25 protein-coding genes are annotated in these 24,797 nt (G+C 63.4%); 13 read left to right on the top strand and 12 right to left on the bottom strand.

The genetic code is table 11. The features are described 5' to 3' along the window. Positions 1-175: 175 nt before the first annotated feature. From GFJ39_RS01905 to GFJ39_RS01895, 3 genes are read left to right on the top strand one after another with little or no spacing between them, the layout of a single operon-like run. On the top strand, positions 176-1,615 hold the full coding sequence (locus GFJ39_RS01905; protein WP_153429293.1) for a cytochrome ubiquinol oxidase subunit I: 1,440 nt from the start codon (positions 176-178) through the stop codon (positions 1,613-1,615). A 5-nt stretch (positions 1,616-1,620) separates the two neighbouring features. Beyond that, entirely contained in the window at positions 1,621-2,646 is a 1,026-nt protein-coding gene (cydB, locus tag GFJ39_RS01900) for a cytochrome d ubiquinol oxidase subunit II (protein ID WP_153429292.1), read from the top strand. Positions 2,647-2,664: 18 nt separating this feature from the next. After that, entirely contained in the window at positions 2,665-2,814 is a 150-nt protein-coding gene (locus tag GFJ39_RS01895) for a DUF2474 domain-containing protein (RefSeq protein ID WP_086648760.1), read from the top strand. A gap of 63 nt (positions 2,815-2,877) precedes the next feature. Here the strand turns inward: GFJ39_RS01895 and gloB are convergent, their stop codons facing one another. Beyond that, the gene (gloB, locus tag GFJ39_RS01890) at positions 2,878-3,594 is read right to left on the bottom strand and encodes a hydroxyacylglutathione hydrolase (protein WP_153429291.1); all 717 of its coding nucleotides are present in this window, start codon (positions 3,592-3,594) and stop codon (positions 2,878-2,880) included. Between the two features lie 40 nt (positions 3,595-3,634). Between gloB and GFJ39_RS01885 the strand changes: the two genes are divergently transcribed. From GFJ39_RS01885 to GFJ39_RS01875, 3 genes are all read left to right on the top strand, one after another. Then, complete coding sequence (locus GFJ39_RS01885; RefSeq protein ID WP_153429290.1) at positions 3,635-4,351, top strand: methyltransferase domain-containing protein; 717 nt, start codon at positions 3,635-3,637, stop codon at positions 4,349-4,351. 89 nt (positions 4,352-4,440) lie between these two features. After that, positions 4,441-5,118 carry a phosphatidylserine decarboxylase gene (locus GFJ39_RS01880; protein ID WP_153429289.1) on the top strand — a complete coding sequence of 226 codons (678 nt, stop codon included), beginning with the start codon at positions 4,441-4,443 and terminating at the stop codon, positions 5,116-5,118. A gap of 14 nt (positions 5,119-5,132) precedes the next feature. Further along, positions 5,133-6,014: a CDP-alcohol phosphatidyltransferase family protein gene (locus tag GFJ39_RS01875; RefSeq protein ID WP_153429288.1), complete on the top strand. Its 882-nt coding sequence runs from the start codon at positions 5,133-5,135 to the stop codon at positions 6,012-6,014. Positions 6,015-6,087: 73 nt separating this feature from the next. Here the strand turns inward: GFJ39_RS01875 and GFJ39_RS01870 are convergent, their stop codons facing one another. The 11 genes from GFJ39_RS01870 to GFJ39_RS01820 form a co-directional block, all read right to left on the bottom strand. Further along, positions 6,088-7,023 carry an ROK family protein gene (locus GFJ39_RS01870; RefSeq protein ID WP_153429287.1) on the bottom strand — a complete coding sequence of 312 codons (936 nt, stop codon included), beginning with the start codon at positions 7,021-7,023 and terminating at the stop codon, positions 6,088-6,090. A 165-nt stretch (positions 7,024-7,188) separates the two neighbouring features. Beyond that, positions 7,189-7,674 (bottom strand): NADH-quinone oxidoreductase subunit B family protein, encoded by a 486-nt coding sequence (locus GFJ39_RS01865; protein ID WP_325062785.1) that lies wholly within the window; start codon positions 7,672-7,674, stop codon positions 7,189-7,191. Further along, positions 7,671-9,158: an NADH-quinone oxidoreductase subunit D-related protein gene (locus GFJ39_RS01860; RefSeq protein ID WP_325062784.1), complete on the bottom strand. Its 1,488-nt coding sequence runs from the start codon at positions 9,156-9,158 to the stop codon at positions 7,671-7,673. Before GFJ39_RS01860 ends, GFJ39_RS01865 begins: the two co-directional genes overlap by 4 nt. After that, on the bottom strand, positions 9,107-10,207 hold the full coding sequence (locus GFJ39_RS01855) for a hypothetical protein (protein ID WP_153429286.1): 1,101 nt from the start codon (positions 10,205-10,207) through the stop codon (positions 9,107-9,109). Before GFJ39_RS01855 ends, GFJ39_RS01860 begins: the two co-directional genes overlap by 52 nt. Further along, entirely contained in the window at positions 10,207-10,728 is a 522-nt protein-coding gene (locus GFJ39_RS01850) for a hypothetical protein (RefSeq protein WP_041110742.1), read from the bottom strand. Before GFJ39_RS01850 ends, GFJ39_RS01855 begins: the two co-directional genes overlap by 1 nt. Next, positions 10,725-11,594, bottom strand: coding sequence for a hypothetical protein (locus GFJ39_RS01845; RefSeq protein WP_153429386.1), 870 nt, complete (start codon positions 11,592-11,594; stop codon positions 10,725-10,727). Before GFJ39_RS01845 ends, GFJ39_RS01850 begins: the two co-directional genes overlap by 4 nt. Next, entirely contained in the window at positions 11,594-12,946 is a 1,353-nt protein-coding gene (locus GFJ39_RS01840) for a hypothetical protein (protein ID WP_194285253.1), read from the bottom strand. The genes GFJ39_RS01845 and GFJ39_RS01840 overlap by 1 nt, the downstream gene beginning before the upstream one ends. Positions 12,947-12,958: 12 nt before the next feature. Further along, the gene (locus tag GFJ39_RS01835; protein WP_153429285.1) at positions 12,959-13,804 is read right to left on the bottom strand and encodes an aldo/keto reductase; all 846 of its coding nucleotides are present in this window, start codon (positions 13,802-13,804) and stop codon (positions 12,959-12,961) included. 21 nt (positions 13,805-13,825) lie between these two features. Then, positions 13,826-14,950 carry an aromatic ring-hydroxylating dioxygenase subunit alpha gene (locus tag GFJ39_RS01830; RefSeq protein ID WP_325062783.1) on the bottom strand — a complete coding sequence of 375 codons (1,125 nt, stop codon included), beginning with the start codon at positions 14,948-14,950 and terminating at the stop codon, positions 13,826-13,828. An 84-nt stretch (positions 14,951-15,034) separates the two neighbouring features. Continuing rightward, positions 15,035-15,478: a DNA polymerase III subunit chi gene (locus tag GFJ39_RS01825; protein WP_325062782.1), complete on the bottom strand. Its 444-nt coding sequence runs from the start codon at positions 15,476-15,478 to the stop codon at positions 15,035-15,037. A 16-nt stretch (positions 15,479-15,494) separates the two neighbouring features. Further along, on the bottom strand, positions 15,495-16,967 hold the full coding sequence (locus tag GFJ39_RS01820; protein ID WP_153429283.1) for a leucyl aminopeptidase: 1,473 nt from the start codon (positions 16,965-16,967) through the stop codon (positions 15,495-15,497). Between the two features lie 91 nt (positions 16,968-17,058). On the opposite strand from GFJ39_RS01820, the gene GFJ39_RS01815 reads away from it, so the two are divergent. From GFJ39_RS01815 to GFJ39_RS01785, 7 genes are all read left to right on the top strand, one after another. Further along, positions 17,059-17,697: a hypothetical protein gene (locus tag GFJ39_RS01815; protein ID WP_153429282.1), complete on the top strand. Its 639-nt coding sequence runs from the start codon at positions 17,059-17,061 to the stop codon at positions 17,695-17,697. 65 nt (positions 17,698-17,762) lie between these two features. Beyond that, on the top strand, positions 17,763-18,560 hold the full coding sequence (locus GFJ39_RS01810) for a 3'(2'),5'-bisphosphate nucleotidase CysQ family protein (protein WP_153429281.1): 798 nt from the start codon (positions 17,763-17,765) through the stop codon (positions 18,558-18,560). Then, a complete protein-coding gene (locus tag GFJ39_RS01805; protein WP_153429280.1) occupies positions 18,557-19,570 on the top strand; it encodes an L-threonylcarbamoyladenylate synthase in 1,014 nt (337 codons plus the stop codon). Before GFJ39_RS01810 ends, GFJ39_RS01805 begins: the two co-directional genes overlap by 4 nt. A 2-nt stretch (positions 19,571-19,572) precedes the next feature. Continuing rightward, positions 19,573-20,055 carry a hypothetical protein gene (locus GFJ39_RS01800; RefSeq protein ID WP_153429279.1) on the top strand — a complete coding sequence of 161 codons (483 nt, stop codon included), beginning with the start codon at positions 19,573-19,575 and terminating at the stop codon, positions 20,053-20,055. A gap of 57 nt (positions 20,056-20,112) precedes the next feature. Then, positions 20,113-21,285, top strand: a complete 1,173-nt coding sequence (gene lptF / locus GFJ39_RS01795; protein ID WP_153429278.1) for an LPS export ABC transporter permease LptF — start codon at positions 20,113-20,115, stop codon at positions 21,283-21,285. Then, positions 21,282-22,472 carry an LPS export ABC transporter permease LptG gene (gene lptG, locus GFJ39_RS01790; RefSeq protein ID WP_153429277.1) on the top strand — a complete coding sequence of 397 codons (1,191 nt, stop codon included), beginning with the start codon at positions 21,282-21,284 and terminating at the stop codon, positions 22,470-22,472. Before lptF ends, lptG begins: the two co-directional genes overlap by 4 nt. After that, complete coding sequence (locus GFJ39_RS01785; protein ID WP_153429276.1) at positions 22,472-24,796, top strand: LPS-assembly protein LptD; 2,325 nt, start codon at positions 22,472-22,474, stop codon at positions 24,794-24,796. The genes lptG and GFJ39_RS01785 overlap by 1 nt, the downstream gene beginning before the upstream one ends. Position 24,797 lies beyond the last annotated feature (1 nt).

Here is a 24,797-nt window from a genome sequence, read left to right as displayed (position 1 = left end):
AAATCATGTCCGGAGTATCAAACTTTTTCTGGCCAAATGCGTTTAAAAGGTACAAAAGACGGCAACACGCGAAGAGATCACGACTTCGTTATCCTGTTATGCGTGCGGTCTGCGGGGAGCCGACATCCTTCCTGTCGGTCTCTGCGTTTCGCCATCTACCCAGAAGGCAATCGACATGTTTGGCTTGTCGGCTTTATTCCTGGCGCGTTTCCAGTTCGCGTTTACGGTCGGGTTCCACATCGTGTTCCCGGCATTCTCGATCGGTCTCGCAGCCTATCTCGCAGTTCTCGAAGGCCTGTGGCTCAAAACTGGGCGCAGCGCCTATCTCGACCTTTTCAAATACTGGCTGAAGGTTTTCTCCGTAGTCTTCGGCATGGGCGTGGTCTCCGGCCTCGTCATGTCCTACGAGTTCGGAACAAACTGGTCGGCCTTCTCGCAAAAAGCCGGTCCGATCCTCGGTCCGATGCTGGCCTATGAGGTCATGACGGCCTTCTTCCTTGAAGCCGGCTTCCTCGGCGTCATGATGTTCGGCCTCAACCGCGTCGGCAAGGGCCTGCATTTCGCAGCCACCTGCATGGTCTCGATCGGCACGCTGATTTCCATGAGCTGGATCCTGTCGTCCAATTCCTGGATGCAGACCCCGCGCGGCTACCGCATCGACGAGGCCACCGGGCGCTTCCTGCCGGTTGACTGGTGGCAGATCGTCTTCAACCCCTCCTTCCCGTACCGCATCGTCCATATGGGCCTCGCAGCATTTCTGTGCGTGGCATTCATTGTGGCGGGTGTAGCCGGATGGCATCTGCTCAAGGCGCGTCGTGAAGGTCGTCAGGCATCCGAACAGGTCCGCCTGATGTTCTCCATGGCCATGTGGATGGCCGCCATCGTCTCGCCGATCCAGGTTCTGGCCGGTGATACGCAGGGTCTGAACACGCTGGAATATCAGCCCGCCAAAATCGCCGCCCTTGAAGGCGACTGGGAATCCGAAAGCCGCGCTCCGGAACTCCTGTTCGGTATTCCCGACATGGAAAACGAGACGACGCACTACAAGATCGCAATCCCCTATCTGGGCTCGCTGATCCTGACGCACAGCCTGGACGGCAAAGTCCCGGGTCTGAAGGATTTTCCGAAGGAAGACCGCGCCTATTCTCCGCTGCTGTTCTTCTCTTTCCGCATCATGGTCGCCCTCGGCATGCTGATGGTGCTGGTCGGTCTGTGGTCGCTGTATCTGCGCTGGAAAGGCAAATTGTACGATACGCCGCTGCTGCACCGGGTCGCCCTGTTCATGTCTCCGGCAGGCTTCCTCGCCCTGCTGTGTGGCTGGATCACCACCGAAGTCGGCCGTCAGCCTTTCACTGTCTATGGTCTGATGCGGACTGCCGACAGCGTCTCGCCGATCGCCCTGCCGAGTATCGCAACATCGATGATCGCTTTCATCATCGTCTATTTCATCGTGTTCATGGGTGGCATCACCATCCTGCTGCGGACCTTTGCCGAAGAACCCCATCCGGGCGAACATGGCCCCGCTGAAGACCAGCCCCAGCGTGCCGCAGGTACAACACAGGTCTCTCATCAGCCCCCGTCCAGCCCCACGGCCGGCGCTGGCATGGCGGAGTAAGAACCATGACAGAAACAGCCGGCTTCTGGCTCCCGGTGGTCTGGGCGCTGCTCGCAGCAACAGCCATCTTCCTCTATATCTGCCTTGATGGTTTCGACCTCGGGATCGGCATCCTTTTCCTCAGGGAAAAGGACCACGATCACCGCAACCTCATGGTCAACACCGTCGCCCCCGTCTGGGACGGCAACGAAACCTGGATGATCTTCGGCGGCGCGGCGCTGTACGGCGTCTTCCCCGTGGCTTACGGCACGATCCTTCCGGCGCTCTACCTGCCGGTCCTGTTCATGCTGCTGGCCCTGATCCTGCGCGGCGTGTCCTTCGAGTTCCGCTTCAAGTCGGAAACGCCCATGAGCCAGTTCTTCTGGGACACGGCCTTCTGCGGTGGCTCCTTCGTGGCCGCCTTCATGCAGGGCGTCATCCTCGGAACGCTCGTCCAGGGCATCAAGGTCGAGAACAACGTGTTCGTCGGATCCAGCTTCGACTGGTTCTCTCCGTTCGCCCTGTTCTGCGGCCTTGCCGTGGTCATCGGTTACGCACTTCTCGGCGCAACCTGGCTTCTGTGGCGCTGCGAAGGCGAGCTGCATGACACGATGCGCCGCATTGCCTTCGTCCTTGGCGGACTCATGCTGGTGACGATCGCGCTTGTCTCGATCTGGACGCCGATGCTCCACACCACTTACATGCAGCACTGGCTCGCCCTGCCGCAGCTCGCTCTGGTAGCACCAGTCCCGGTTGCAGTGGTCGTTCTCGCAGGAGTGCTGTTCCTTGGACTGCGCAACCCCCGCTCGCACCTGCTGCCATTCATCGCGACGCTGGGCCTGTTCTTCCTGTGCTTCAGCGGTCTGGGCATCAATGTGTGGCCCTATATCGTCCCGCCGACCATCACCATCTGGCAGGCCTCCTCTCCGCCGGAGAGCCAGACCTTCCTGCTGGTCGGCACGATGTTCCTCCTGCCGCTGATCCTCTCCTACACCGCCTATTCATACTATGTGTTCCGCGGAAAAATGTCCGCCGGGCACCACTACCACTGACGGTAAAGGACCAGCCCCATGCGCATCGAATACGGTCAGCCCGACGAGAAGCCAGGCTTCCTGAACTGGATGAAACGTGTGGGCTGGTTCGTGGCGATCTGGGCTGGCGGCGTCGTCGTCGTGGGCCTTGGCGCCGAACTGCTCAAGAAGGTCATCTTCGGCTGGTAACGGCCTGACGATGCCATAAAAAAAGCCCCGCCTCTTTCGAGCGGGGCTTTTTTTATGGCATCGTCAGAACGTATCCTTTTCCCTGCGAAGCCGCGCGAAGGTCGCAACATCCGGCGCGAGCAGGAACGGATTGGTCCTGCGCTCCACACCCAGCGTGACCGGCAGCGTCGGCCGCCCGGCTTCCAGCAGTCGTTCAACTTCTCCGGCCCGCGCCTTCAGGGCAGCATTATCCGGATCGACATGCAGCGCGAACGCCAGGTTGGAGCGCGTATATTCGTGCCCCGCACAGACAAGCGTATTATGCGGCAGACTGTCATAGCGATGCAGACTGTCGAACAGTTCCTGCGCCGTGCCTTCCAGAAGCCGCCCGCAACCCAGACTGAACAGCACGTCTCCGCAGAACAGCGCCGGAACCTCGGGCACGACATACGATACGTGTCCCACCGCATGACCTGGCGTGGACAGCGCACTGATCTGCGTGTCACCCAATGAAAAGCTGTCCCCGTCCTCAACGGCGTGATCCAGCCGAGGGAGCCATTCCTGCTTCTGGCGCGGTCCGTAAACCTGTGCGCCATAACGCTCTCGCAGCGCCTCCGCCCCGGCCGTGTGGTCGGCGTGATGATGGGTCAGCAGGATCATGTCAAGACGGCCCTCCCCGATTTCGTCGATGATCGGCCTCGCCTCACCGGGATCGACAATGGCACGAGCACCCCCGGCCGCGGTCAGCAACCAGGCATAATTATCCGAAAGAACCGGAATCGGCTTGATATCGGGTGGCATGACTGTTCCCCTTCGAAAGTCCTGCTGATTAGGTAACCGAATGCTGACGTTCCTGAACCGCACCCGTTCCGATGATGCCGCAACTTTCTACGAAAGCCGACAGGGTCGCCGCACGGCTCAACTCCTCGACGACAGGCTGCGACACGTCATGCCAACCATGCGCGGCCGACGCATTCTGGGGATAGGCTACACGGCCCCATATCTGCCGCCAAATGCTGAGTTCGCGGTCTGCGCACGCCTGAATCATTCCCAGACCCAGAAATCCCGTAATCGGTCGCAATATGACTGTGTGGTCGACAGCGCCTCCCTTCCTTTCGACGATCTGTCGATGGACAGTGTTCTCGTGGTGCATGGGCTGGAGTTCACCCGTTTTGCGCCGGACTTCCTGCGCGCCATCTGGCGGACTCTGACGGATGACGGCCTCCTTACCCTGGTCGTGCCCAACCGCTCCGGCTTCTGGGCGCATTCCGACGCAACCCCTTTTGGCCACGGCATCCCCTATAGCAGCGGCCAGTTGACCCGCCTCCTCGATCAGGCCCTGTTCCGGATCGAACAGCATCAGGGCGCCCTGATGATCCCTCCTGCCGCCCTTTCCCTCACGCAGGGCCGTCTGACAGAGCGGATGGGCCGGAGCCTCCATCTTCCCTGCGGCGGCGTTCATATCGTCACAGCCCGCAAAAACGTCTATGCAGGCACGCCACTGATTGACGAAAAACTGCGCGTCCCGCTCCCCCGGCAGATCGCAGAACCTGCCTGAGACCGTTTCGAGCGGAAAACCTGCCCGAAAAACGCCTTCTTTGTGGCGAATTCTTGACCCTCCCGCCGTGTGCCGTAAGAGTGCGTTCCATGTCGCTGATCCAGTCCTTCAAGCTCGTCCTGTCGCCGCCGCACCGCGCCGCGACTCCCTTCCTTCTCGCCGGTTCGTTCATCGGACTGCTCGGACGGGCCACGCCATGGCGCGCCACGCGCCTGCTCGGCAATGCGGGCATCGCCTTCACGGCGTTCTGTCTGTATTTCTTCCGCGATCCCAAGCGCGTCCCGCCGCCGCGTGCCGATCTGGTTCTGGCGTCGGCCGATGGTCGCGTCACATCAGTCGCCCTCGTCACGCCACCGCCCGCGCTGGAAATGGGCCATACCCCGGTCTGGCGCGTCTCGACATTCCTCTCCGTACTGAACGTCCACATCAACCGCATGCCAGCCGCCGGTGAAGTGACGAAGATCGCCTATCACGCCGGCAAGTTCCTCAATGCCAGCCTCGACAAGGCGTCCGAGCACAACGAGCGCAACGAACTGCGTCTGACGCTGCCGGACGGTCGCAACATCGGTGTTGTCCAGATCGCCGGGCTGATCGCCCGCCGCATCCTGTGCTTCGTCGAAGAAGGCGACCGGGTGGAAGCCGGCGAACGCTTCGGCCTGATCCGCTTCGGCTCGCGCACCGATGTCTACCTGCCGCCCGGCGTTGAACCCCTGGTTGTGGAAGGACAGACCATGGTTGGTGGCGAAACTGTCCTGGCGAAGCTCTGAGCCAGACGCCGTTCATGACCACACCGCCCACGGCTGACCCCATCCGCCCCGCCAAAAGACGCCGCATCCGACGCAGGCTTCGACGCATGGGGCGCAATCCCCGTACCCGCGTGCGGGGGCCGTCGTTCAACCGCCTCATCCCCAACATCATGACGATGCTCGGTCTCTGCGCCGGGCTCAGCGGCATGCGTTTCGCGCTCGAACACCAGTTCGAACCCGCGGCCGTGGCGCTCCTGATCGCAGCCTGCATCGACGGGCTGGACGGACGCATCGCACGTCTCCTCAAAGGCGCCACACGCTTCGGCGCCGAGTTCGACAGTCTGTCGGACTTCGTGTGCTTTGGCGTGGCTCCGTCCTTCGTGCTGCTCATGTGGTCGCTCGAACATGCCGGACGCTATTCTTTCGTCCCATGCATCCTGTTCACGGTCTGCATGGCGCTGCGTCTCGCCCGCTTCAACGCCAGCCTCGATGACGACGACAAGCCGGAATATTCATACAGCTTCTTCACGGGCGTCCCGGCCCCCGCGGGGGCCGGACTGGTCCTGTTCCCGGTCTTCCTCGGGCTCGAAGCCGACCGCCTGCATGCCGAGGGACTGTCTGCCTTCGCGCGCCTGCCCCTCGTCTCGGCCGTCTGCCTGACCGTCACGGGCCTGCTACTGGTCTCGACCCTGCCGGTCTGGTCCTTCAAGAATTTCAAGGTTCCGGCCCGTTACGTCCTGCCCCTGATGCTCGGAACCGGCCTGTATGCGGCCCTTCTGGTCGCAGACCCCTGGGGCGCTCTTGCCGGTGCGGGACTGCTCTATATTGCAATCCTGCCCTTCTCCCGCCGGTCCTATCACCGCCTGAAACTGGCGGCGGAGGAGATGTCGGAAACGGTGGAAGAAGAACCCGCCTGAGAGCGGGAAATGCCAACAAAAAAGGCCGCCCGGTCATCCGGGCGGCCTTTTTCATATCCAGTCTGCGACAGGCTTATTCCGTCACGTCCCACAGCCATGCCGCACCACGCACGCCAGAGCTATCACCATGCTTGTTCCGTACGATCGGCGTCGTGCAGACCGGGGTAATAACATGCTTGGCCAGAAGCGGCGGCACGCGCTCATAGAGCGTATGAAGGTTGGAGACGCCGCCACCGAGAACGATCACATCCGGATCGAGGAAGTTGATGACCATGGCGCAGGCCCGGGCAAAACGCTCGGTATAACGACCGAGCGCCGCAATCGCAGCCTGATCGCCATTGGCGGCTGCCTCTTCAATCCCGGCCGTGTTGCGGTTGCCCGGCCCCTTCCAGTCCGCCGCCAGCGCGGGACCGCAAAGATAGCGCTCCATGCAGCCCTTGTTCCCGCAGAAGCAGTCACGGGCCGGCATATCGTCTTCCGTCGGCCAGGGCAGAGGCAGATGCCCCCATTCGCCAGCAATGTGATGGCGGCCTTCCAGCACGCGACCATTATTGACGATCCCCGCGCCCATGCCGGTCCCGATGATGACACCGAACACGGTCAGCATCCCCTTGGCTGCACCATCGGCCGCCTCGGACAGTGCAAAGCAGTTCGCATCGTTTTCCGTACGGACAGGACGTGCGAGAGCGGATTCAAGATCATGCCCGAAAGGCTGGTTGTTCAGCCAGGTCGCATTGGCGTTCTTGATCAGCCCGGTCTCCGGAGAAATAGACCCCGGAATCCCGATCCCCAGCGTGGATGTGTGCTGGCCTGCCGAAACACGATGGCTGGGCACCGCTCCCAGACGACGATCCACATCCATCACCAGATCACGGATGGCCAGGACGGCTTCATTATAGATACCAGGGTTGGGAATACGTTCACGCAGGACAAGATCGCCCGAACGATTCAGAACCGCGATTTCGATCTTCGTGCCACCAAGATCAATTCCAAGGCGATAATCAGCCATCTCTAGCCCTGTGCTCTATACGGTGACCTGAACAACAGGCGACCGAACCTCATGGAAAACGCATCCAGTGCGTCCATCTGCTTTAACGCGAAACCGTGTCACGGCAAGCCGTCGGGGGACAAAACTTCGTTGTTTCAGGAAAATTCCCGCGCCCGACCAAACCGTTCAGACCTGCGCCAGTTCCTGCAAAGCCCGCAGAATATCGTCCGGCGACGGCGGACATCCCGTAATCGAACGCCGCACCGGCGTCAGGGCCTCCAGGCCCCCCAGCGTCGCATAACCGGCCGGAAAAGGCCCGCCATCCACGGCACACGCCCCCACAGCAATCAGACATCGGCCCGGCGGCATCGCCCGCCACACCCGGTCCACCATTTCGGCGCAGACCCGCGTCACCGCCCCGGTCAGCAGCAGCCAGTCCGCATCCGCCGGATCGCTCACACAGACAAAACCCGCCTGTTCCAGCGCGAACGCGCTGCCATTGAGGGACTCGATCTCCATGAAGCACCCCTCGCAGCCACCGGTCTCGAGGACATACAGCCCGATCGGCCGCTCCCGACGCGAAGCCGCTCCCTTCGCAGACGGCCGCCCGCGCGTTGCATCCATAAAAGCGTAAAGCAGGCTCAGAGGGCCCGTCCGTTGCACAGTCTTCACAGCGCAATCCCCGCCGGTGAAATCCCGATCGAGCCCAGAGCCGCCGGCACCCGCCTGACTGGATAGCCCCGCAGCATCGCGCCCAGAACCGGAAGAAGCGACACGCCCGGGTCCCGCACATGCAGGCCCTCGATCCGCCCGTCTTTCAGGCGCACCCAGTACCATACGTCTCCGCGCGCCCCCTCGGCCACGCCAATGCCCTCATCCGTCCGATCCGGCGCGGGCTCGTCGTCTTCCAGACCTATGCTCCCCAGAATCCGCTCCAGAAGCTTCAGGGAATCGCGGATCTCCGCAAGCCGCAGCTCTTCCCGCGCCCGGGCATCCCCCTGGCTCGATCCTGTCGCCCGCAACGCCTCCAGCCGCATCCCGGCCTCCCGCCGCCGCATATCCATGCTGCGACCGCTCGCGCGCCCGGTCACGCCGCCCACGGCAAAGCGCTCGGCCAACCGCACATCCAGAACCGCAAACCCGTCCAGACGCGGCGCAAAAACCCGGTGAAGCTCTTCCAGCGCCGCAAGACGGGGCTGCATCGCCGCATGAACGGCCTGAGCCAGCGGTACGATCTCGAGCCCATCCCGAAACCCGTCACAGGCCACCATATCCATCAGACGGCGCGAAACGCCCTGCTCCGCACAGGCCCGCGCGATGACTTCCCGCGCATGATCGCAATGCGTCGCGAGCAGTTCCGCATCCACGCCCCGCGCCGTCCGGGCCATGTCGAACAGATGGAGCGACATCCGCTCGATCTCCAGCAGTACCATCCAGACATCCCGGATGCCGGGCCCCGGAACCAACCCGCGCGCCTGCGCCACAGCCCGCGCAAAAGCCAGCGGATGCGCCACGAACCCACCCGCCGTCATCCGCGACACCAGCGGCATGGCCTCTTCCGGCGTCCGTCCCAGCAAGCGCGACACGACCCCGCGATGCGCGCCGCCCGCGCAGACCTCCACACTCCGGACCTTGCCCTTCAGAACCTCGAAGGACAGTTCCAGCGGTCCGCTCAGCCCCGTCTGCTCGGGACGCAGCAGATGGCTTCCCGCCAGCGGCCGCAATCCTCCCGCCGCCGGCCCCGGACGGGACGACAGCGGCCAGGTGGACGTCCAGCCGCCCTCATCCAGCGCCGGTGCTCCGTTCCCGCGGGCATCCATCGCTTCCACGCCATAGAGGTCATACGCTACGCGCTCACCCCACTCGGCCCCGGCAAAACGCGAGGACGGCGCAAGATAACGCCGCTCTTCCACCGCCGTACTCGCCACAAGCGGGCGATCCCCCTCCAGCAGCAGCACATAGGCACGGGCATCGTCCGCCCAGCAGGATATCAGCGGCAGTGTCGCACCCGGCGCGGACAGCATCGCGCTCCACTGTTCGGCATCAAGATGATAATGCGAAAGCGCAACCCGCTCGCCGCTGCGGATGATCCGCCCCATCCCCATCATGGCCGCCACCCCGTCACCGGGTGCCAGGCCAGCAACAGCGGACCACACAGCCCCCCCAGCAGCAGAACCCCCTGCATCACGGCCACCATGCCCCGCTCTCCCCGCGCAAACGCCGGCAGAAGCGTCCTGTGCCGCACAGACCACAAAGTGGGCAGCAGACACACCACCAGCAGAACAAGCTGCCCCGTCTCAAGCGAACGCCCTATCCCGACAAGCGCACAGAACACCGGCCAGGGCGCAGCCCCGGCCGCGATCCCGTCCTCGCCCACTGCCCCGCGCAGGTCCAGAACCGCAAGCCCGAGCGCCGCAAGCAGCAGCAGGACCAGCGCCGTGCCTTCCCCGGTCGCAGCCGCCAGAGCCCCGAAGGCAGACAGCATCGGCAGGGAGGTACTCCGGCCAGAGGACGCCCCGGAGGAACGCGAGAGGACGAGCATGATGATCGTCCCGAACCCCGCGATCAGCATCAGCAGATGAACCAGCGGATACGCACTCAGCCGGAACATCAGCATGAGTGCCGAAAACCGAAGCCCCGTATCCAGAAGTGCTGCCTCAGGCGCCGGAGCCGGCGACGGCCCAAGCCCCGCCACCATGCACAGCCCTACCGTCAGCAGCACCGCACCAAGCGACGACTGCTGCATCGGCAGAAGCGAGGCCCCCAGAAGCCCCAGAACCACACCGCCCAGCCGGCTGCGCGCCATATCCCAGACAACAAGCGCCCTGCGCGGCCCACGCCCCTCGCGCCAGGCCAGAAGAACCGTTCCCGCGCCACACAGAACCGTCACGGCAAAGGCCGAATGGACATTCAGCGCCAGAAGCGCACAGCCCGTCACCAGAAATGGCAAAATACGGCCAGTGCGATCCTGAGCCTGCGGCAGAAGCAGCGGAATGGCTGTCACCAGACACGAACATGCGGCGGCAAGCGCATCCGTTCCCGGCATGAGCCAGACAGCCAGCGGCGTTATGGCGAGCCCCGCCACAGCGAAAGTCAGACTACTGGAAGACTGGCGGTTTTCCGGCGTCAAAAGCAGCAGCAACGCCGCCAGAAGCGGCCAGACCGTTACGGCAAACAGCGTCCCGACAGGAGCAAGCGGATGCATCAGACGTCCTCCACCCTGCGCCACGCCAGACGCGGCAGAAGCGTGACACCCAGCGCAGCCAGAACGCCCCACAAACTCAGCGCCGCCGCAAAAAGCGGCCATGAATGCAGCACACAGGCCACAACAACCAGCCCGTCCGCTGCCCGCAGCAATCCCGTGAACTGAACCAGCGGCGTCCCCCACGCAGCACCGCAAAGACCGGCCAGAACCGCGCCCGCACCCAGAACAGGCGCGAGCCCCAGACCCGCACCCGACAGCCCGAGCGCGAGCAGCAGCACAAGCGTCCCGACAACCGGCAGAACAGCCGCCCGGTCCGGCGCTTCAGGCGCAAACCGCCGCAGCCAGGCCCAGGCCAGAACATTCAGCCCAACCAGAGCGGCAGATGTCAGAAGCGCCATCAACCCCGAACAGACCGTCGCCCCCGCAAAGGCACAGACCGCCCCGTAAAGCGGCAGCCCCCGCCCGTCCTTGCCCAGCCCCGCCAGCGCCAGAAGCAGCAATAATCCAAATCCGACGATCATGTGCCGAACCTCCCCGCCAGAGCCAGAAGAAGCGCCACACCCGCAAACAGCGCCGTCAGCCGGGCACTCCGCTCCTGCGCCATCAGACGCAGCCCGACCGCCACAGCCACAGTCAGCGCCAGCCGTCCGCCCAGCGCCAGCAGCCCGAGCCACCAGCCCTGCACGCCACCCTGCGCGAGCCCCACACTCACCGGCAGCGCCAGATCCCCCAGCAGCAGCAGCCAGCCACAGTTGAGCACATCGGCGATACTGCGCGCGGTCTCACGCTCATGCCGGCCCCGCAGACCGGACAGCATCTGCGTCACGTCCTCTGACCGCAGAGGCGGACAGACAATTCCCAGCGCCAGGGCACAGGCCGCAAGCGCACCCTCCAGGCCGGGTTCCGGCTCGATATGCAGCATCGCACACAGGCCAGACAGCCCGTCCGTTCCCGGCGCGGCCAGAGCGATCAGGGCCTCGGTCAGACACAGGAGCAGAACCGCAGGCACCAGACGCGCCGCCTCACCCTGCACCAGGCCCGGCCCCAGAAATCCGCGCCCCAGCAGCACGACCAGTCCGATAACAAGCGGATCAGCCAGCGACGACAGCACCGATCCCGTCGTAACCGCCGGCAGACACACAAGCGTCAGCACACCCGTCGTCAGCGCCAGTGCCGGACGCCCGCCCAGCGGAACCTGAAACAGCGATCTCCAGAAACGCACCGCCTGCAACAGACGGAACCTTACTGTCCCGACCGACCGTCCCGCCAGCCAGAACGGCAGGCTGTCCAGACACCAGCCCATCACGGGCGCCAGAACAAGAAGCAGCCCCAGTTGAAACAGTGCTTCCAGCACCGACAGCAGGATCAGGCCGATCTCATGCCCCATCACGCCATCACTCCCAGCACCGCCAGAACGAGACCAAGAAGCACGAGCCAGAGCCCCACCGCGCCCTGACGCAGATCAGGAAGAACAGGAGCCTTTACGCCCCCAAGCGCCCTGAGACGACGACGCCCCGCCACAATGACGCAGCGTATTTTCCAGCCCAGGGACGGCGCTTCCTCAAACAGACCGTCCCCGACCGAAAGCAGGTTTCCCAGTGCAGGAAGAAGCGTGGAAGCCGTCTGCACGATCCCGCCGACAATCCGCCAGGGACGCACCAGCACGCACCACAGAACCGCCCCCGTCAGCACGAAAGCCGGCAACCGCAGAGAGGCTCCATCGCCGCCGCCCATACGCCAGACAGGCCAGACCCACTCTCCACCCACGAAATGCAGGACCGGACTGACCACCCCGAACGCCAGACCGGGCAACAGCAGACTTCCAGCCCCCACCAGCAGGACGCAAACGCCCGGAACACGCCCCTGACAGGCACGGAACACCCGCCCCACAACAAGAATATCCGACAGACCCAGCAGGCCGAGCAGCAGGGCGACCGCCACCCCAAGCACGCTCCACCCTTCGACACCCGCCGCCATACCAAGCGCGGCATGAATCCCGAGCCACAGGACAACCAGTCCCGGCAAAGGCGGAAACGGCAGCCGCAACACCGACAGCACCGGAAACGCGCGTCCCAGTGCGGCCGTCAGAACCAGCAGTGACAGATCGAGAAGTGTGGCTTCCAGTGCTATCCGGGCACAGACCGCAAGCCCTTCCGCCTGCGCCGCCACGACCAGAACCATCAGAAGAACAGGCCGCAAAAGCCCCAGATCTCCCGGGCGACAGGCCCCGAGCACAGACCGGCCAAGCAGCCCGATGACAGCGGCCCCAAGCCCCGCGACGAGTTCCGACGGAACCGCTGTCGGCGCATGCCAGACCAGCGATACGCCTAAAATGCCCGTTACGGCGGGAGATGCCCCGCCTTCCTGTCCCCCGTCAGGCCGGCGCACCAGCGCGGACCAGAACAGGACCGGCAGCATTGCCAGCACGACGAATGTCCGGGCAGGAAACAGCACGGACAACAGCAGAGCCGGAACGCTCCAGACTGCCGGACAGGCCTCCCGGTCCTGCGCTGCAATCACACCCAGCGCGACTGCCTGAACGGCTGGCGACAGGCCCAGAACCGCAGCCAGCGCCGCCACACAGAGAATCACGGCTCTCCCTGCCTGCCCCGGCTGCATCGCCTGCACACAGGCAGGAACGACCAGAAACGCCAGACAGAGAGAAACCGGATCAACGTGGAAAAGGGAGGCGAAAATATGCAGGGCGCGGTCCGGACAAGGGGTGGAAACGGACCGCAATCATCACGACCGTCAGATCATGGCGAGAGATACCTTGCGTTTCGGCGGAGGGAAAGCACTGTCCAGCGTTTTGAGATCCGCATCCGTCAGAGTGATCTCCAGACTGGCCAGATTTCCGGCAACATGCTTCGGCGACCCAGCCTTCGGAATGGCCATCACATTCGGCCGGCGCAGCACCCAGGCCAGTGCGATCTGCGCCGGATCGGCGGGCCCCTGAGATGTTTCATGACGTGACGCTACGTCTTTCAGGGCCGGATGCTCCAGAAGCTCTCCGCCCTGCCCGAGCGGCGAATACGCCATCGTGACCGTATCGATGCCCAGATCATGATCCAGAAGATCGAACTCCGTCCCGCGATGCTCAAGATTGTACAGAACCTGATTGACCAGACAGTTCCCCGACAGGCTTTCAATTTCTTCCATGTCATCGACATCGAAGTTCGAAACACCCCAGCCCCGGATCAACCCGTCATCCTTCAGATCCTCGAACGCACGGATCGTCTCCTCAAGCGGCGTACCCCCGCGCCAGTGCAGCAGATACAGATCAATCCAGTCCGTATCGAGATGCTTCAGTGAACGCCGGCACGCCTTGCGCACCCCATCATAGGACGCATTGGACGGCACGACCTTGCTGACGAGATAGACGTCATCGCGTACATCCGCGATGGCCTCTCCCACCAGGTCTTCCGACCGGCCACCCCCATACATCTCCGCTGTATCGACAACACGAAGCCCGGCTTCCAGCCCCCGACGCAGGCTCTCGATCTCGTCCACGCGCCGCGCGGTACTGTCGCCGATATTCCAGGTTCCCATGCCCAGCGCGGGAACCGTGACACCATTCCTGAGTGTGACTGTTTTCATAACCGTTTCCTGTCCGTGTCCTCAGACAACGACAGGATCAGCCGGCTGTTCCCTCGCAACTTCAGCCTGCCCCACCGTATCGGTTCCCGGCGCGACACCGTTCCGTGCCAGAAGATCCCGCAGCCTGCGCACGATCGGGAAGACCTCGACGTTATGATCGCCGCCCAGTTCGCGCCAGGCGTTCTGCTCCAGTTCCATGATTTCGCGGTCTTCTTCAAAGATCCGGTGCGTGAAGATACCCAGCGCAGGCCAGATCATGTCGATCAGGAACGGCGTCTTGGGCCGCAGCACCGACAGCAGGCCGAAACACTGCGTACTCATGCCATCCGCCGCATTGGGCACATAAACGCTGAACAGTTCCATGACCAGATCGCCGTCCTTGTCATGGATTTTCAGGCTCTGATACGGATAGGTCGTGCGGATGCTGACGATTTCCTCGACCGGCTGCTCCCGGTTCGGATCATCGTGATGCTTGCCGAAAATCAGACGTTCCGCCAGTGGCTGCTGGTTTCCCGTCCGCGCAAAGCTGTAGCGCGCCTCAATGAAGTTCTCACCCGCGTCCTGCCCCAGGAAACGCGCCCTGATCTGCCCCATCTGGCGGCGGTGCAGAAACTGATGGTTCATGTCCATCAGGTTCTCATGCATGAACGTGTAGTGGCACTTCACGACCGGGCTGAAACGCCGCGTCTTGAACGCCGGATTGTCCACCTGGGCCAGAGGCGGCAGCGGCACACTCTCCGCCTTTTCCGCATCGCCGGGGAAAATGAAGATCATCCCGCCTGCCTCACGACAGGGATACGTCTTCACACCATTCGGCAGCTTGCCCTTGCCCAGATACGGCACATCAATGCATCGCCCGGACCGGCCATAGGCCCAGCCGTGATAGCAGCACTGGACCGCCTCACCGCTGACCTTGCCCAGACTGAGCGGAACCTGACGGTGCGCGCAGCGGTCTTCGAGGGCGAAGACATTTCCTTCTTCGGGACGCACCAGTGCAATGGGAAAGCGCCCGAACCGTCGCCCGATCGTCTTCCCGCGCTTGAGATCAGTCGACCATGCCAGCGGATACCAGAAATCGGGATTAATATCGACGCGACGCAGATCAGTTTTGAAAGATGCGGCACAAGAATTCGCGGGCTCTGGCACAGTCAGGCGTCCTCTCCAGTGGAATGAACGGCACCCCGGTTACGGAGCGTCTTCCATCAAGGGTCTCAGACATAATTTGAAACCTTACCCCGCCTTTTTCCAGCCCCGCTCTTCCTGTTTCCAGTACACGAGATTGTGACCGGAAGATTTCATCGCCACCCAGCGTTGTCTTGCCCGCTGAACGGATTGTGAATTTCCACCATCGAACAGATCGAAAATCCGCGTAAAGGGTGCGAACTCATCACGCCCCGCCCCATCCACGCGGAACAGGAACCGCGCCTCGTTCGGCACGTCCTCGCCCTCGGTCAGCCAGATCGGCTGGCGAGCCGCATGACCGCTCTTTGCTGTCCCATGTGGAAGCCAGACCGGGTCCCGGCATGCCCACAGCGCCGCATCCAGTGCCATGACCGCCTCCGCATCCGGACACCGCACAAGCGCGCGCTCCCCCGCATCCAGCGTCCGGCCCAGCAGGGCCGGAAGCGCTTCTTCAAGCGGCGTGCGCGTCAGATGATAGAACCCGACATCCACGGCGTGGTCCCGCTCCTCAGGCGCTGGCTTCGTGGGCCTTCACGAAACAATCCAGCAGACGCACGCCGAAGCCCGTCGCACCTTTCGGAGCGATAGCGGACGCCTTGGTCTTCCAGGCCGTCCCCGCAATATCCAGATGCGCCCAGTCCGTATCGCCCACAAAGCGCTTGAGGAACTCCGCCGCCAGGATCGCACTGCCCGGACGGCCACCGATATTCTTCATGTCGGCAATATCGGAGTCGAGTTCACGGTTATAGGCCTCGCCCATCGGCATCCGCCACAGGCCCTCACCGACCTGCGACCCGGCCTCGGCCAGCCCCTTGGCCAGCGTATCGCTGTTGCTGAACAGCCCCGCGTTCTCGTAGCCAAGGCTGACCACGATCGCGCCCGTCAGCGTCGCCAGATTGACCATGAGCTTCGGGCTGAAGCGCTTGCGCGTATAGGACAGCACATCCGCCAGAACGAGACGGCCCTCCGCGTCGGTGTTCAGAACCTCGATCGTCTGCCCGTCATAGGCCCGCACGATATCGCCCGGACGCTGCGCCCCGCCGGACACCATGTTCTCGACCAGCCCGACCACACCGATCGCATTGACCGGCGCCTTGCGACGGGCCAGCGCACTCATGAGACCGATCACGGTCGCAGCGCCGCCCATATCCGTTTTCATCTCGTCCATGCCAGCCGCGGGCTTGATGGAAATACCGCCGCTGTCGAACGTCACGCCCTTGCCGATGAAGGCCAGAGGCGCCTCGCTGCCACCGCCATTATGACGGACGATCACCATACGCGGCTTGTGCACACTGCCCTGCGCCACGCCCAGAAGCGCGCCAAAGCCCAGCTCCGTCATGGCCTTCTCGTCGAGAACCTCAACCGTCAGGCCAAGTTCACGCAGTTCTTCAATGCGCTGCGTAAAGGTCTGGGGATAAAGCACATTCGGCGGCTCGCTCACGAGATTCCGTGTCAGGATCACCCCCTGCGACACCGCGTCCAAAGCCGTCCAGCGCGCCTGAGCGGCCGCCACGTCTGACACCGCGACGCTCAGTGTCTTCAGAACCGGACGGGCACCGGGCTTTTTCGTACGATACAGATCGAAATCATAAGACGCCAGGCGCGCGCCCAGCCCCGCTTCCGGAGCAAACTGTTCCAGTATCCCGGACACGACCAGAACCGCGCTTTCAACACCATCGAGCAGCCGTACCGCACGACCCGCAGCGTTCTCGACCGCCACGGCATCCACAACCGCGCCGCCCTTCGGCGTCACCCCGGCGAGAACGATCTGCGACAGCCCTTCGGCCGGAGCTGGCAGTACCACGCTCTGCCCCGCCTCCCCCCTGAACCCCTTCAGAGCAACAGCGCGCGACACCGCACCCGCCGTCGTCTTGTCCAGCGCCGAGAACGTCTCGCCCCCCGCAGTCTCGCACAGCAGGACGACCGCTTTGGGCGCATCCGCGGAAAAAGCAGGAAGGGAATCGAAAATCACTGAAAGCATGATGGCCCTGTCGTCTGGAACATGAAATCGTCAGCTCCGTTATCGGAAACACCGCCCTGGCATACAAGCCCTCTCCCGAGAAAGACCTTCCATGCGCCGCATCGCCCTGAAGATCCTGCTCTGCTCCGCCGTTACGCTCGGTTTCCCGAAAGGACATGCCGCTCCCGCCACGCCACAAATCACCGAAATCGCGCCCATTCTGATCGGCAACAGCCCGGTCACCCTGCACCTGAGGGGCTTTCCCGCCATAACGGTCACGCCATTCTGGCGGGAGAACGGAAACGCCTGGGGCTATCATCTGTATGCCGTCACCGTCCCCGACGCCGTACAACCCGATCAGGCTGACCTCGTGGATACGCAGAACGCGAACCATAACGGGCCGCTCCTCGACATGCTTCAGGATAGTCCACACACCGGCGAAGACGCGATCCAGACCATCCATTTCGCCACGGCCCGCGTGAACGGACAACCCGGCCTTCTGCTGTTCGTCACAACGCGCGACATGGGCCCCCATCCCGTTCCGCAGCCCGGCCCGGCGCATGTGCGGATCTACCAACTGACACAAGAACACGGTGAACCCGGCACCACCCCCTTCTCCTTCAGGCTCCTGTCCACACTCACATCCCCGGTCACGACCTGTCACGCCGACATCGCCCTCAGCGCCGCGACAAAAATCCCCTTTGCGACATGGAACGGCAGCACCGCTCCCGTACCCACCTGTCCATGGTAAGACCCGAAGTATTACCGGCCGCATCGACACATGACGCAGAAACCATCTTGGAGTAGTCTGGCCGAATGACTTCCGCTTCCCCCTTTACCGTCCCCGCCAACGATGACCGCGCCCTGCTGGATCTGGCATTCCGGCTCGCTTCCGAAGCCTCGGACATCATCAATGCCATCCGTGAACGCGGCTTTCGCACGGACATCAAGGACGATGCCTCCCCCGTCACGGAAGCGGACCACGCCTCCGAACATCACATCCTGTCCGGCCTGCGCGCGGCCTGCCCGTCCATTCCCGCCATTGGCGAGGAAGAAATATCGGCCGGAATCCGGATAACCGTGGAAGACGCCTACTGGCTGGTCGATCCCCTCGACGGGACACGCGGCTTTGCGTCGGGCGGGAAGGACTTCACCGTCAATATCGGCCTGATCCGTCATGACCGGCCGGTTCTGGGCGTGGTGGCCCTGCCGGGTTATGGCCTGATCTACAGCGGCGGACAGGGCCTCGGCGCCCACCGTTCGGACGGTACAAACAGCACGCCGATCCATACCGCCACGCCTCCCGCGGAAGGCCTGCGCGTTCTGGCCTCGAGCCATCACGGCAATCCCGAACTTCTGGAACGCTGGCTCGCCGGACGACAGGTCGCCTCCGTCGGGAAGCTGTCATCCTCGGTCAAGTTCATGCGGGTGGCCGAAGGCGCCGCGGATTTCTATCCCCGCTTCGGCCCCACGATGGAATGGGACACGGCCGCCCCCCAGGCCATTCTGGAAGCCGCGGGCGGCGCCCTGCTCGACGAGACCGGCATGCCTCTGCGCTATGGCAAGCCGAACTGGCTGAACGGCTCATTCTACTGCACCGGAGGCGCATCTTGAGCGACACGCTTCACACCGAGCGTCTGGCAGCCACGCCCGAAGGCATCCGCCGCGCCGCCGAACTCCTCAAAGCCGGAAAGCTGGTCGCGTTCGGAACCGAGACCGTCTACGGCCTAGGTGCCATCGCCTCTTCCGATATGGCCGTCGCAAAAATCTTCGCCGCCAAGGGACGCCCGCGCTTCAACCCGCTCATCAGCCATCTCCCCGACGCCCAGAGCGCTTTCGCACAGGCATCGCTGAGCGGCAGAATGGAAGAGATCGCCCATGCGCTGGCCGAGCGTTTCTGGCCCGGTCCGCTGACGATGGTGCTGCCCCGTTCTCCGGATTCAACCGTCTCCGACCTCGCGGCGGCGGGCCTGTCCACGCTGGCGCTGCGTGTTCCGCGCGGCAAGACGGCCCTGGCCCTGCTCCGCGAAGTCGGCGCGCCCGTTGCCGCGCCCTCCGCGAATGTTTCGGGCACGGTCAGCCCGTCCAATGCGTTCCACGTCCTGCGCTCGCTGGACGGCCGGATCGACGCGGTTCTGGATTCCGGCCCCTGCTCGATCGGCGTGGAAAGCACCGTGCTCGACCTGACCCGGGAGGTGCCCGTTCTCCTGCGCCCCGGCGGTGTGACGCTTGAAGACCTCACCGAACTGTGCGGCCCCATCCGCCATCCGGACGATTTTTCCGAAATCGCCCCGGCCTCGCCCGGTCGGCTGGCCTCGCATTACGCCCCGAGCCTGCCTGTCAGGCTGGACGCGACCTCCATCGCGCCCGACGAAGCCCAGCTTGCTTTCGGCACCCCCCTGCCCGGCGCCGGCCTGACATGGAACCTGAGCGAGAGCGGAAATCTTGAAGAAGCCGCGGCCCGTCTCTTCGCCGGACTGCGCTTTCTGGACGCGGAAGGAACCCGGCGCGGCCTGACGACCATCGCCGCCCAGTCCATCCCCCGCCACGGACTCGGTCTCGCCATCCGGGACCGTCTTCGCCGTGCCGCCGAACCGCGCACCCATGCCGTGACCCTGACCTGAGCATGGCCCGCGCCCCGGACCCCAGGGAAATCAAGATCCTGTCGGACATTCTGGCGCTGGTGCTGGATGAACAGCCGGGCCATGCCGCAACCGCCCTGGAACGGATCCGCCAGATGGCCCGTCGCGACGGCGTCACGGGCGGCGCGCTGAAAAACCTGTTTGCCACCCGCATCGGAACGCTGTCCGGCAAAGACGAAACCGACCGCGAAAAACGTCTCCGGGAGCATATCTCCGGGCTGGAACGCCGCCTCGGACAGAGCGAGTCCGACACGCGCACGGCACAGATGCGCCTGGGACGCTGCCAAACGGATCTGGGGCTGATCCAGCTGGAACTGGCGACCCTGCGCATGCAACGACCCTGGCGCTACATCGCCATCGTCTTCGCCGCCGGCGCGGGTCTTCTGGTCGGTATTGCCGGAACACAATTCTATCACAGCCTGTCCGTCACAAGGGCGCCCATCGACCGGGCCTCCTATCTGCGATAGAAACTGTTTCGTTTTTTCGCCTTCCTCCCGCCACGCGCTAGGGATAGATGAAGGGCCATGGCCTTATCCTCCGGTATCTCCGGGCGGCAGATCCTGCCTCTGCTCGACCGCTACATTCTTCGCCAGCTTCTCATCGCCCTGCTGGCGCTGACGGGAGGGGCGACGGCCCTGATCTGGCTGACCCAGTCGCTGCACTTCGTCTCGATGGTGGTCCAGCACGGCCTGTCTCTGCGGGTTTTCATCCAGCTCACCGCACTGATGCTGCCATCCTTCATCGCCGTCATCCTGCCGATCACGACGTTTCTTGTGGTGCTTTTCACCTATCAGCGCATGGTCGGCGACAGGGAACTTACGGTCATGCGCGCAGCCGGCCGCTCACCGCTGGAACTTGCAAGGCCAGGGCTGCTCTGTGCCCTCTTCTCGGTCGTCCTGTGCTATGTCCTGACGCTGTGGCTCGCGCCCGTCTCCTACCATGCGTTTCATCGCTACGAGTTCCAGATCCGTAACCGCATGGCGGCCTTCCTGCTTCAGGACGGCGTGTTCACCAGCCTGTCCAATGACATGACGGTCTATGTGCGCGGCCGCACCAGCGATGGCCAGTTGCATGGCGTGCTGGTCGAGGATGACCGGGATCCCGATTCCCACACCACGATCCTCGCGGAACGCGGCACCATGGTCGTGGTCAATGACCAGCCGCGCGTCGTCCTGTATGACGGCTCGCGCGAGGAAATCGACCGTCATACCGGGCGGCTGAATGTCCTGACCTTCGGACGCAACACCATCGACCTCACCTCCTCGCGCCGCAGCAACCACGAAGACCGGGATCCGGACGAAATGTCCCTGCGCGAACTGTTCCATCCCGATCTCCGCGAAGTTTCCGAGCGAGACCGCGGCAAGAACATCGTCGTGGGATGGCGCCGGCTCACCTCGCCGCTGACGGCCCTGTCCTTTGCAATGATCGGTCTGGTCACCGTCCTCCGGGGGGCCTTCTCCCGTCACGGCAACATCACGCGCCCCCTGATCGCCATCCTCACGGTTGTCGGGCTGCTGGCCATTTCACTTATGCTCCAGAACCTCGCCGGGCGGCATCTTGCCCTGGTGCCTCTCATCTGGCTTGAGGCCATTCTTCCGGCCGTCATCTGCGCTGTCATGCTGTTCCTCGAACAGTGGACCGGAACCGTGCGTCAGACCGCCCCCGCGTCCCTGACATCCCCGGGGGCCACCCGATGAGAGCCATCCCGTCCCCCCGTCTGGGCCCCTGGCTGACATCCCTGTTCCAGGCGATCAGCACCCGCGACGAACATGCCGGGTTCTCCACGACACTGGCGATCTATATCGCGCGGCAGTTCATGCTCAGCACCCTGTCCATGGTGCTGGCCCTGACCGGACTGGTCTCCCTGTTCGACTTCATCGACCTGCTGCGCCGCGCGGCAACACGGCCCAATGTCCCGGCCAGCCTCATCGTCAAGATCGCGGCCCTGCATGTTCCCTATTATGTCATCTACGTCCTGCCCTTCGGCATCCTGTTGGGCGGGATCGTATGCTTCTCCCGCCTGACACGCTCGTCCGAACTCATCGTCGCCCGCGCCGCCGGCATTTCCGCCTGGCAGTTCCTCGCAAGTCCGCTGGCCTGCGCCCTGCTGACCGGCCTGCTGACGACAACCGGCATCTCCGCCCTGTCCTCGACCATGTTCCGCAGTGCCGAAATGCTCGACCAGACCTATCTGCGCACCGGCGGCGGGCCCCTGACACTCAACGGAGGCGCGCTCTGGCTCAGACAGTCCGATGACGGTCTGGTCCCGCACGGCGTCGCGATCCTGCATGCCCAGGACGTCCATCTCATCGACGGCGCCCTGAAGGTTTCGGGCGTCTCGATCTTCCGCCTCGACGACCGGGACCGCCTGATCCTCCGTGTCGAGGCCCCGCAGGGCACCCTTGGCGATCACCGGTGGATCCTGCATGGCACCTCGGTACTCCACCCCGATCACCTTCCGCAGCAGATCGGGGACATGACCCTGCCGTCCGATCTGACGGTGGGCCGCGTACAGGAAAGTTTCGCGTCGCCCGATACACTGTCCGTCTTCGCACTTCCCGGCTTCATCAGCCTTCTGGAACGCTCGGGTTTCCCCTCGATCCGGCACAGACTTCATTTCCAGTCGCTCCTGGCCCTTCCCATTCTGGCCGGGACCATGGCATTGGTATCCGCAGGCTTCTCGATGCGCCCGACACGGCGCGGCGGTGTGGCCCGGATGCTGGGATCGGGAATTGCCGCAGGCTTTGCGCTGTTCACCATCTCGAAAGTGGCCGAACAGTTTGGTGAATCCGGCGCCCTGCCGCCGGTTCTTGCCGCATGGGCGCCGACAGGTGCGGGGCTCTGCCTCGCCGTGGCTCTTCTGCTGCACATGGAGGATGGTTGATGACGGTGCCCCTGTGGCTCCCAGCACGCGCCCGCAGACGCGCTTCGTTCATCGGTGCCACGCTGATGGCCGGAACCGCGCTCGTGGCGCCGCAGAAAATGTCTGCCAACACGATGCAGCGCGACAATTCCCATATCATCGTCATCGGAAAACCGACCTCCCAGACCGATCCCCTGACCTATCTTGCAGATAGTGAAAGCTACGCCAAGAACGGCCTGATCACATGGGAAGGTAATGTCCGCGTCTGGCAGGGCGATCACGCCATGCGCGCCGACCGCGTGACCTATGACCGCAGCACCGGCATCCTGTCGGCCAAGGGCCATGTCGCCGTCGTGGAACCCGACGGCAGCACGACCTATGCCGATTACGTCGAGTTCAGCCACGGCATGCATGATGGCATCGGCAGCGGCATCTACATCCGCATGGAAGACAACGCCAAGCTCGCCGGCAACGGCATGCGCCGCACGAACGGGGTGCTCAACGACCTGACACACGCCGTCTACACGGCCTGCAAGATCTGCGAGAAAAACCCCGACCTGCCTCCCTTCTGGCAGTTCCAGGCTTTCGATGCGACGCAGGACGTGCAGCACAAGCGCCTCGAATTCGATCATGCCTGGCTGAAAATGCTCGGCCTGCCGGTTTTCTATTTCCCGTTCTTTTCCATGACCGATCCGTCCGTCAAACGGCAGAGCGGATTCCTGATGCCCGGCATCAGCCCGCATGACCGTTACCTCGGCACCTATTTCACACTCCCCTATTTCTGGGCCATCGACGAGCAGCAGGATCTGACGGTTCGCGGCCTCGTCTCCACCAAGACCGGCCCCGAACTGACGGCGCAGTACCGCAACCGCATGAACTTCGGCTCCGTCGATGTCACAGGCGGGGTGGCCTACGATACCAATAACGAAAGCAAATACACTAACACCTTCGGCAACAATGTCGGCTCATCCAGCGAATATGGCGTGCAGGGCTATGTGTTCGGGCGCGCCAATTTCGCCTTGGACCGCAACTGGAAGCTTGGCGCCAACATCAACGTCGCCAGTTCCGCCAACTACATGCGCGACTATCGCGTTCCCGGCTACGGTCAGGAAATACTGAATTCCAACCTGTTCCTTGAAGGATACGGCATTGGCTCCTATATGCGTCTCGATGGGCAGGCCTATCAGGGACTGAACCAGGGCACCATCCGCAACTCGGACCTGCCCTGGGCGCTTCCTCGGCTGACCTACGCCTTCCAGGGACAGCCCGATATGTTTGGTGGCCGCCTGAGCGTCCAGACGACGGACTTCAACCTGTACCGAAAGAATGGCATCAACGACCAGCGCGGCGAAGCGGCCATCCAGTGGGACCGTCCGTTCCACAACAAGCTCGGTCAGCAGTTCCTGCTGACGGCCCGGCTTGATTCCATGGTCTATCACGCCACCCAGGCCTACCAGCAGCCGACCTACTACACGAACGCCGGCGGCAACCATCTCGTCGGGCAGGTCCAGCCGACCATCGCCCTGCGCATGAACTGGCCGTTCCTGCGCAGCTTCGCCAAGGGGCACGGGTCGCAGATTCTGGAGCCGATCGCCCAGATCATTGCCGCCCCCAACACCGGCAACTCGCAGAACCGCAACATCCCCAACGAAGACAGCCTGTCCTACGAGTTCACTGACACCACGCTGTTTTCCCTCAACCGCTATCTCGGCACGGACCGTCTCGATGGCGGCCTCCGCGCGAATGTGGGCATCCATCAGAACTGGTCCTGGAACGGCCACGCCATCGACATGCTCGTTGGCGAAAGCTTCCAGGAACATATCGACCACAACCGCCTGCCCTATTCCGGCCTCGACCACCACCTGTCGGACCCGGTGGGCCGCCTGCGCGTCAGCCCGAACCAGTATGTCGACGTCACGGCCCGGGGGCGATTCAATCCCTGGACGCACCAGTTCGATTACGGCGAAGGCCTCATCAGCACCGGCGTTCCCATGTTCCGTCTGACCGGTGGTTACATCTACGCGCCCGTGACACCGTATTATTACTATGCGACAAACTTCCGCGAATCCGGGCCGAACGCACCATATCTGGTCAAGACGAGCGAAGTGACAGGCGGTTTCTCGACGCACTGGCGCAATTACCATGCGTCCGGCTTCTTCCGCCGCAGCCTGTCCAGGAAACAGTTCGTCGCAAATGGTGGCACGATCGGCTATTCCAATGACTGTTTCGGGCTGGATATCATGTACATCAAACAATACACCCGTATCGGCGGCGAACAGCGTAACGAGACCATCCTGTTCAACTTTACGTTCAAGACGATCGGCACCTTCGGAATAAACGGTTGAG

Origin of the sequence: Gluconobacter aidae (assembly GCF_009547075.1) — a bacterium.
Taxonomy (GTDB): Bacteria; Pseudomonadota; Alphaproteobacteria; order Acetobacterales; family Acetobacteraceae; genus Gluconobacter; species Gluconobacter aidae.
The sequence above is the reverse complement of the archived record's forward strand: the minus strand, read 5'-3'. Positions and strand labels throughout refer to the sequence as shown.

What these genes read in the sequence shown, in the direction of transcription:
- GFJ39_RS01905 (WP_153429293.1), top strand. Translation starts at nt 176, where the DNA reads ATGTTTGGCTTGTCGGCTTTATTCCTGGCGCGTTTCCAGTTCGCGTTT.
- cydB (WP_153429292.1), top strand. Translation starts at nt 1,621, where the DNA reads ATGACAGAAACAGCCGGCTTCTGGCTCCCGGTGGTCTGGGCGCTGCTC.
- GFJ39_RS01895 (WP_086648760.1), top strand. Translation starts at nt 2,665, where the DNA reads ATGCGCATCGAATACGGTCAGCCCGACGAGAAGCCAGGCTTCCTGAAC.
- gloB (WP_153429291.1), bottom strand. Translation starts at nt 3,594, where the DNA reads ATGCCACCCGATATCAAGCCGATTCCGGTTCTTTCGGATAATTATGCC.
- GFJ39_RS01885 (WP_153429290.1), top strand. Translation starts at nt 3,635, where the DNA reads ATGCTGACGTTCCTGAACCGCACCCGTTCCGATGATGCCGCAACTTTC.
- GFJ39_RS01880 (WP_153429289.1), top strand. Translation starts at nt 4,441, where the DNA reads ATGTCGCTGATCCAGTCCTTCAAGCTCGTCCTGTCGCCGCCGCACCGC.
- GFJ39_RS01875 (WP_153429288.1), top strand. Translation starts at nt 5,133, where the DNA reads ATGACCACACCGCCCACGGCTGACCCCATCCGCCCCGCCAAAAGACGC.
- GFJ39_RS01870 (WP_153429287.1), bottom strand. Translation starts at nt 7,023, where the DNA reads ATGGCTGATTATCGCCTTGGAATTGATCTTGGTGGCACGAAGATCGAA.
- GFJ39_RS01855 (WP_153429286.1), bottom strand. Translation starts at nt 10,207, where the DNA reads ATGCATCCGCTTGCTCCTGTCGGGACGCTGTTTGCCGTAACGGTCTGG.
- GFJ39_RS01850 (WP_041110742.1), bottom strand. Translation starts at nt 10,728, where the DNA reads ATGATCGTCGGATTTGGATTATTGCTGCTTCTGGCGCTGGCGGGGCTG.
- GFJ39_RS01845 (WP_153429386.1), bottom strand. Translation starts at nt 11,594, where the DNA reads ATGGGGCATGAGATCGGCCTGATCCTGCTGTCGGTGCTGGAAGCACTG.
- GFJ39_RS01835 (WP_153429285.1), bottom strand. Translation starts at nt 13,804, where the DNA reads ATGAAAACAGTCACACTCAGGAATGGTGTCACGGTTCCCGCGCTGGGC.
- GFJ39_RS01820 (WP_153429283.1), bottom strand. Translation starts at nt 16,967, where the DNA reads ATGCTTTCAGTGATTTTCGATTCCCTTCCTGCTTTTTCCGCGGATGCG.
- GFJ39_RS01815 (WP_153429282.1), top strand. Translation starts at nt 17,059, where the DNA reads ATGCGCCGCATCGCCCTGAAGATCCTGCTCTGCTCCGCCGTTACGCTC.
- GFJ39_RS01810 (WP_153429281.1), top strand. Translation starts at nt 17,763, where the DNA reads ATGACTTCCGCTTCCCCCTTTACCGTCCCCGCCAACGATGACCGCGCC.
- GFJ39_RS01800 (WP_153429279.1), top strand. Translation starts at nt 19,573, where the DNA reads ATGGCCCGCGCCCCGGACCCCAGGGAAATCAAGATCCTGTCGGACATT.
- lptF (WP_153429278.1), top strand. Translation starts at nt 20,113, where the DNA reads ATGGCCTTATCCTCCGGTATCTCCGGGCGGCAGATCCTGCCTCTGCTC.
- lptG (WP_153429277.1), top strand. Translation starts at nt 21,282, where the DNA reads ATGAGAGCCATCCCGTCCCCCCGTCTGGGCCCCTGGCTGACATCCCTG.
- GFJ39_RS01785 (WP_153429276.1), top strand. Translation starts at nt 22,472, where the DNA reads ATGACGGTGCCCCTGTGGCTCCCAGCACGCGCCCGCAGACGCGCTTCG.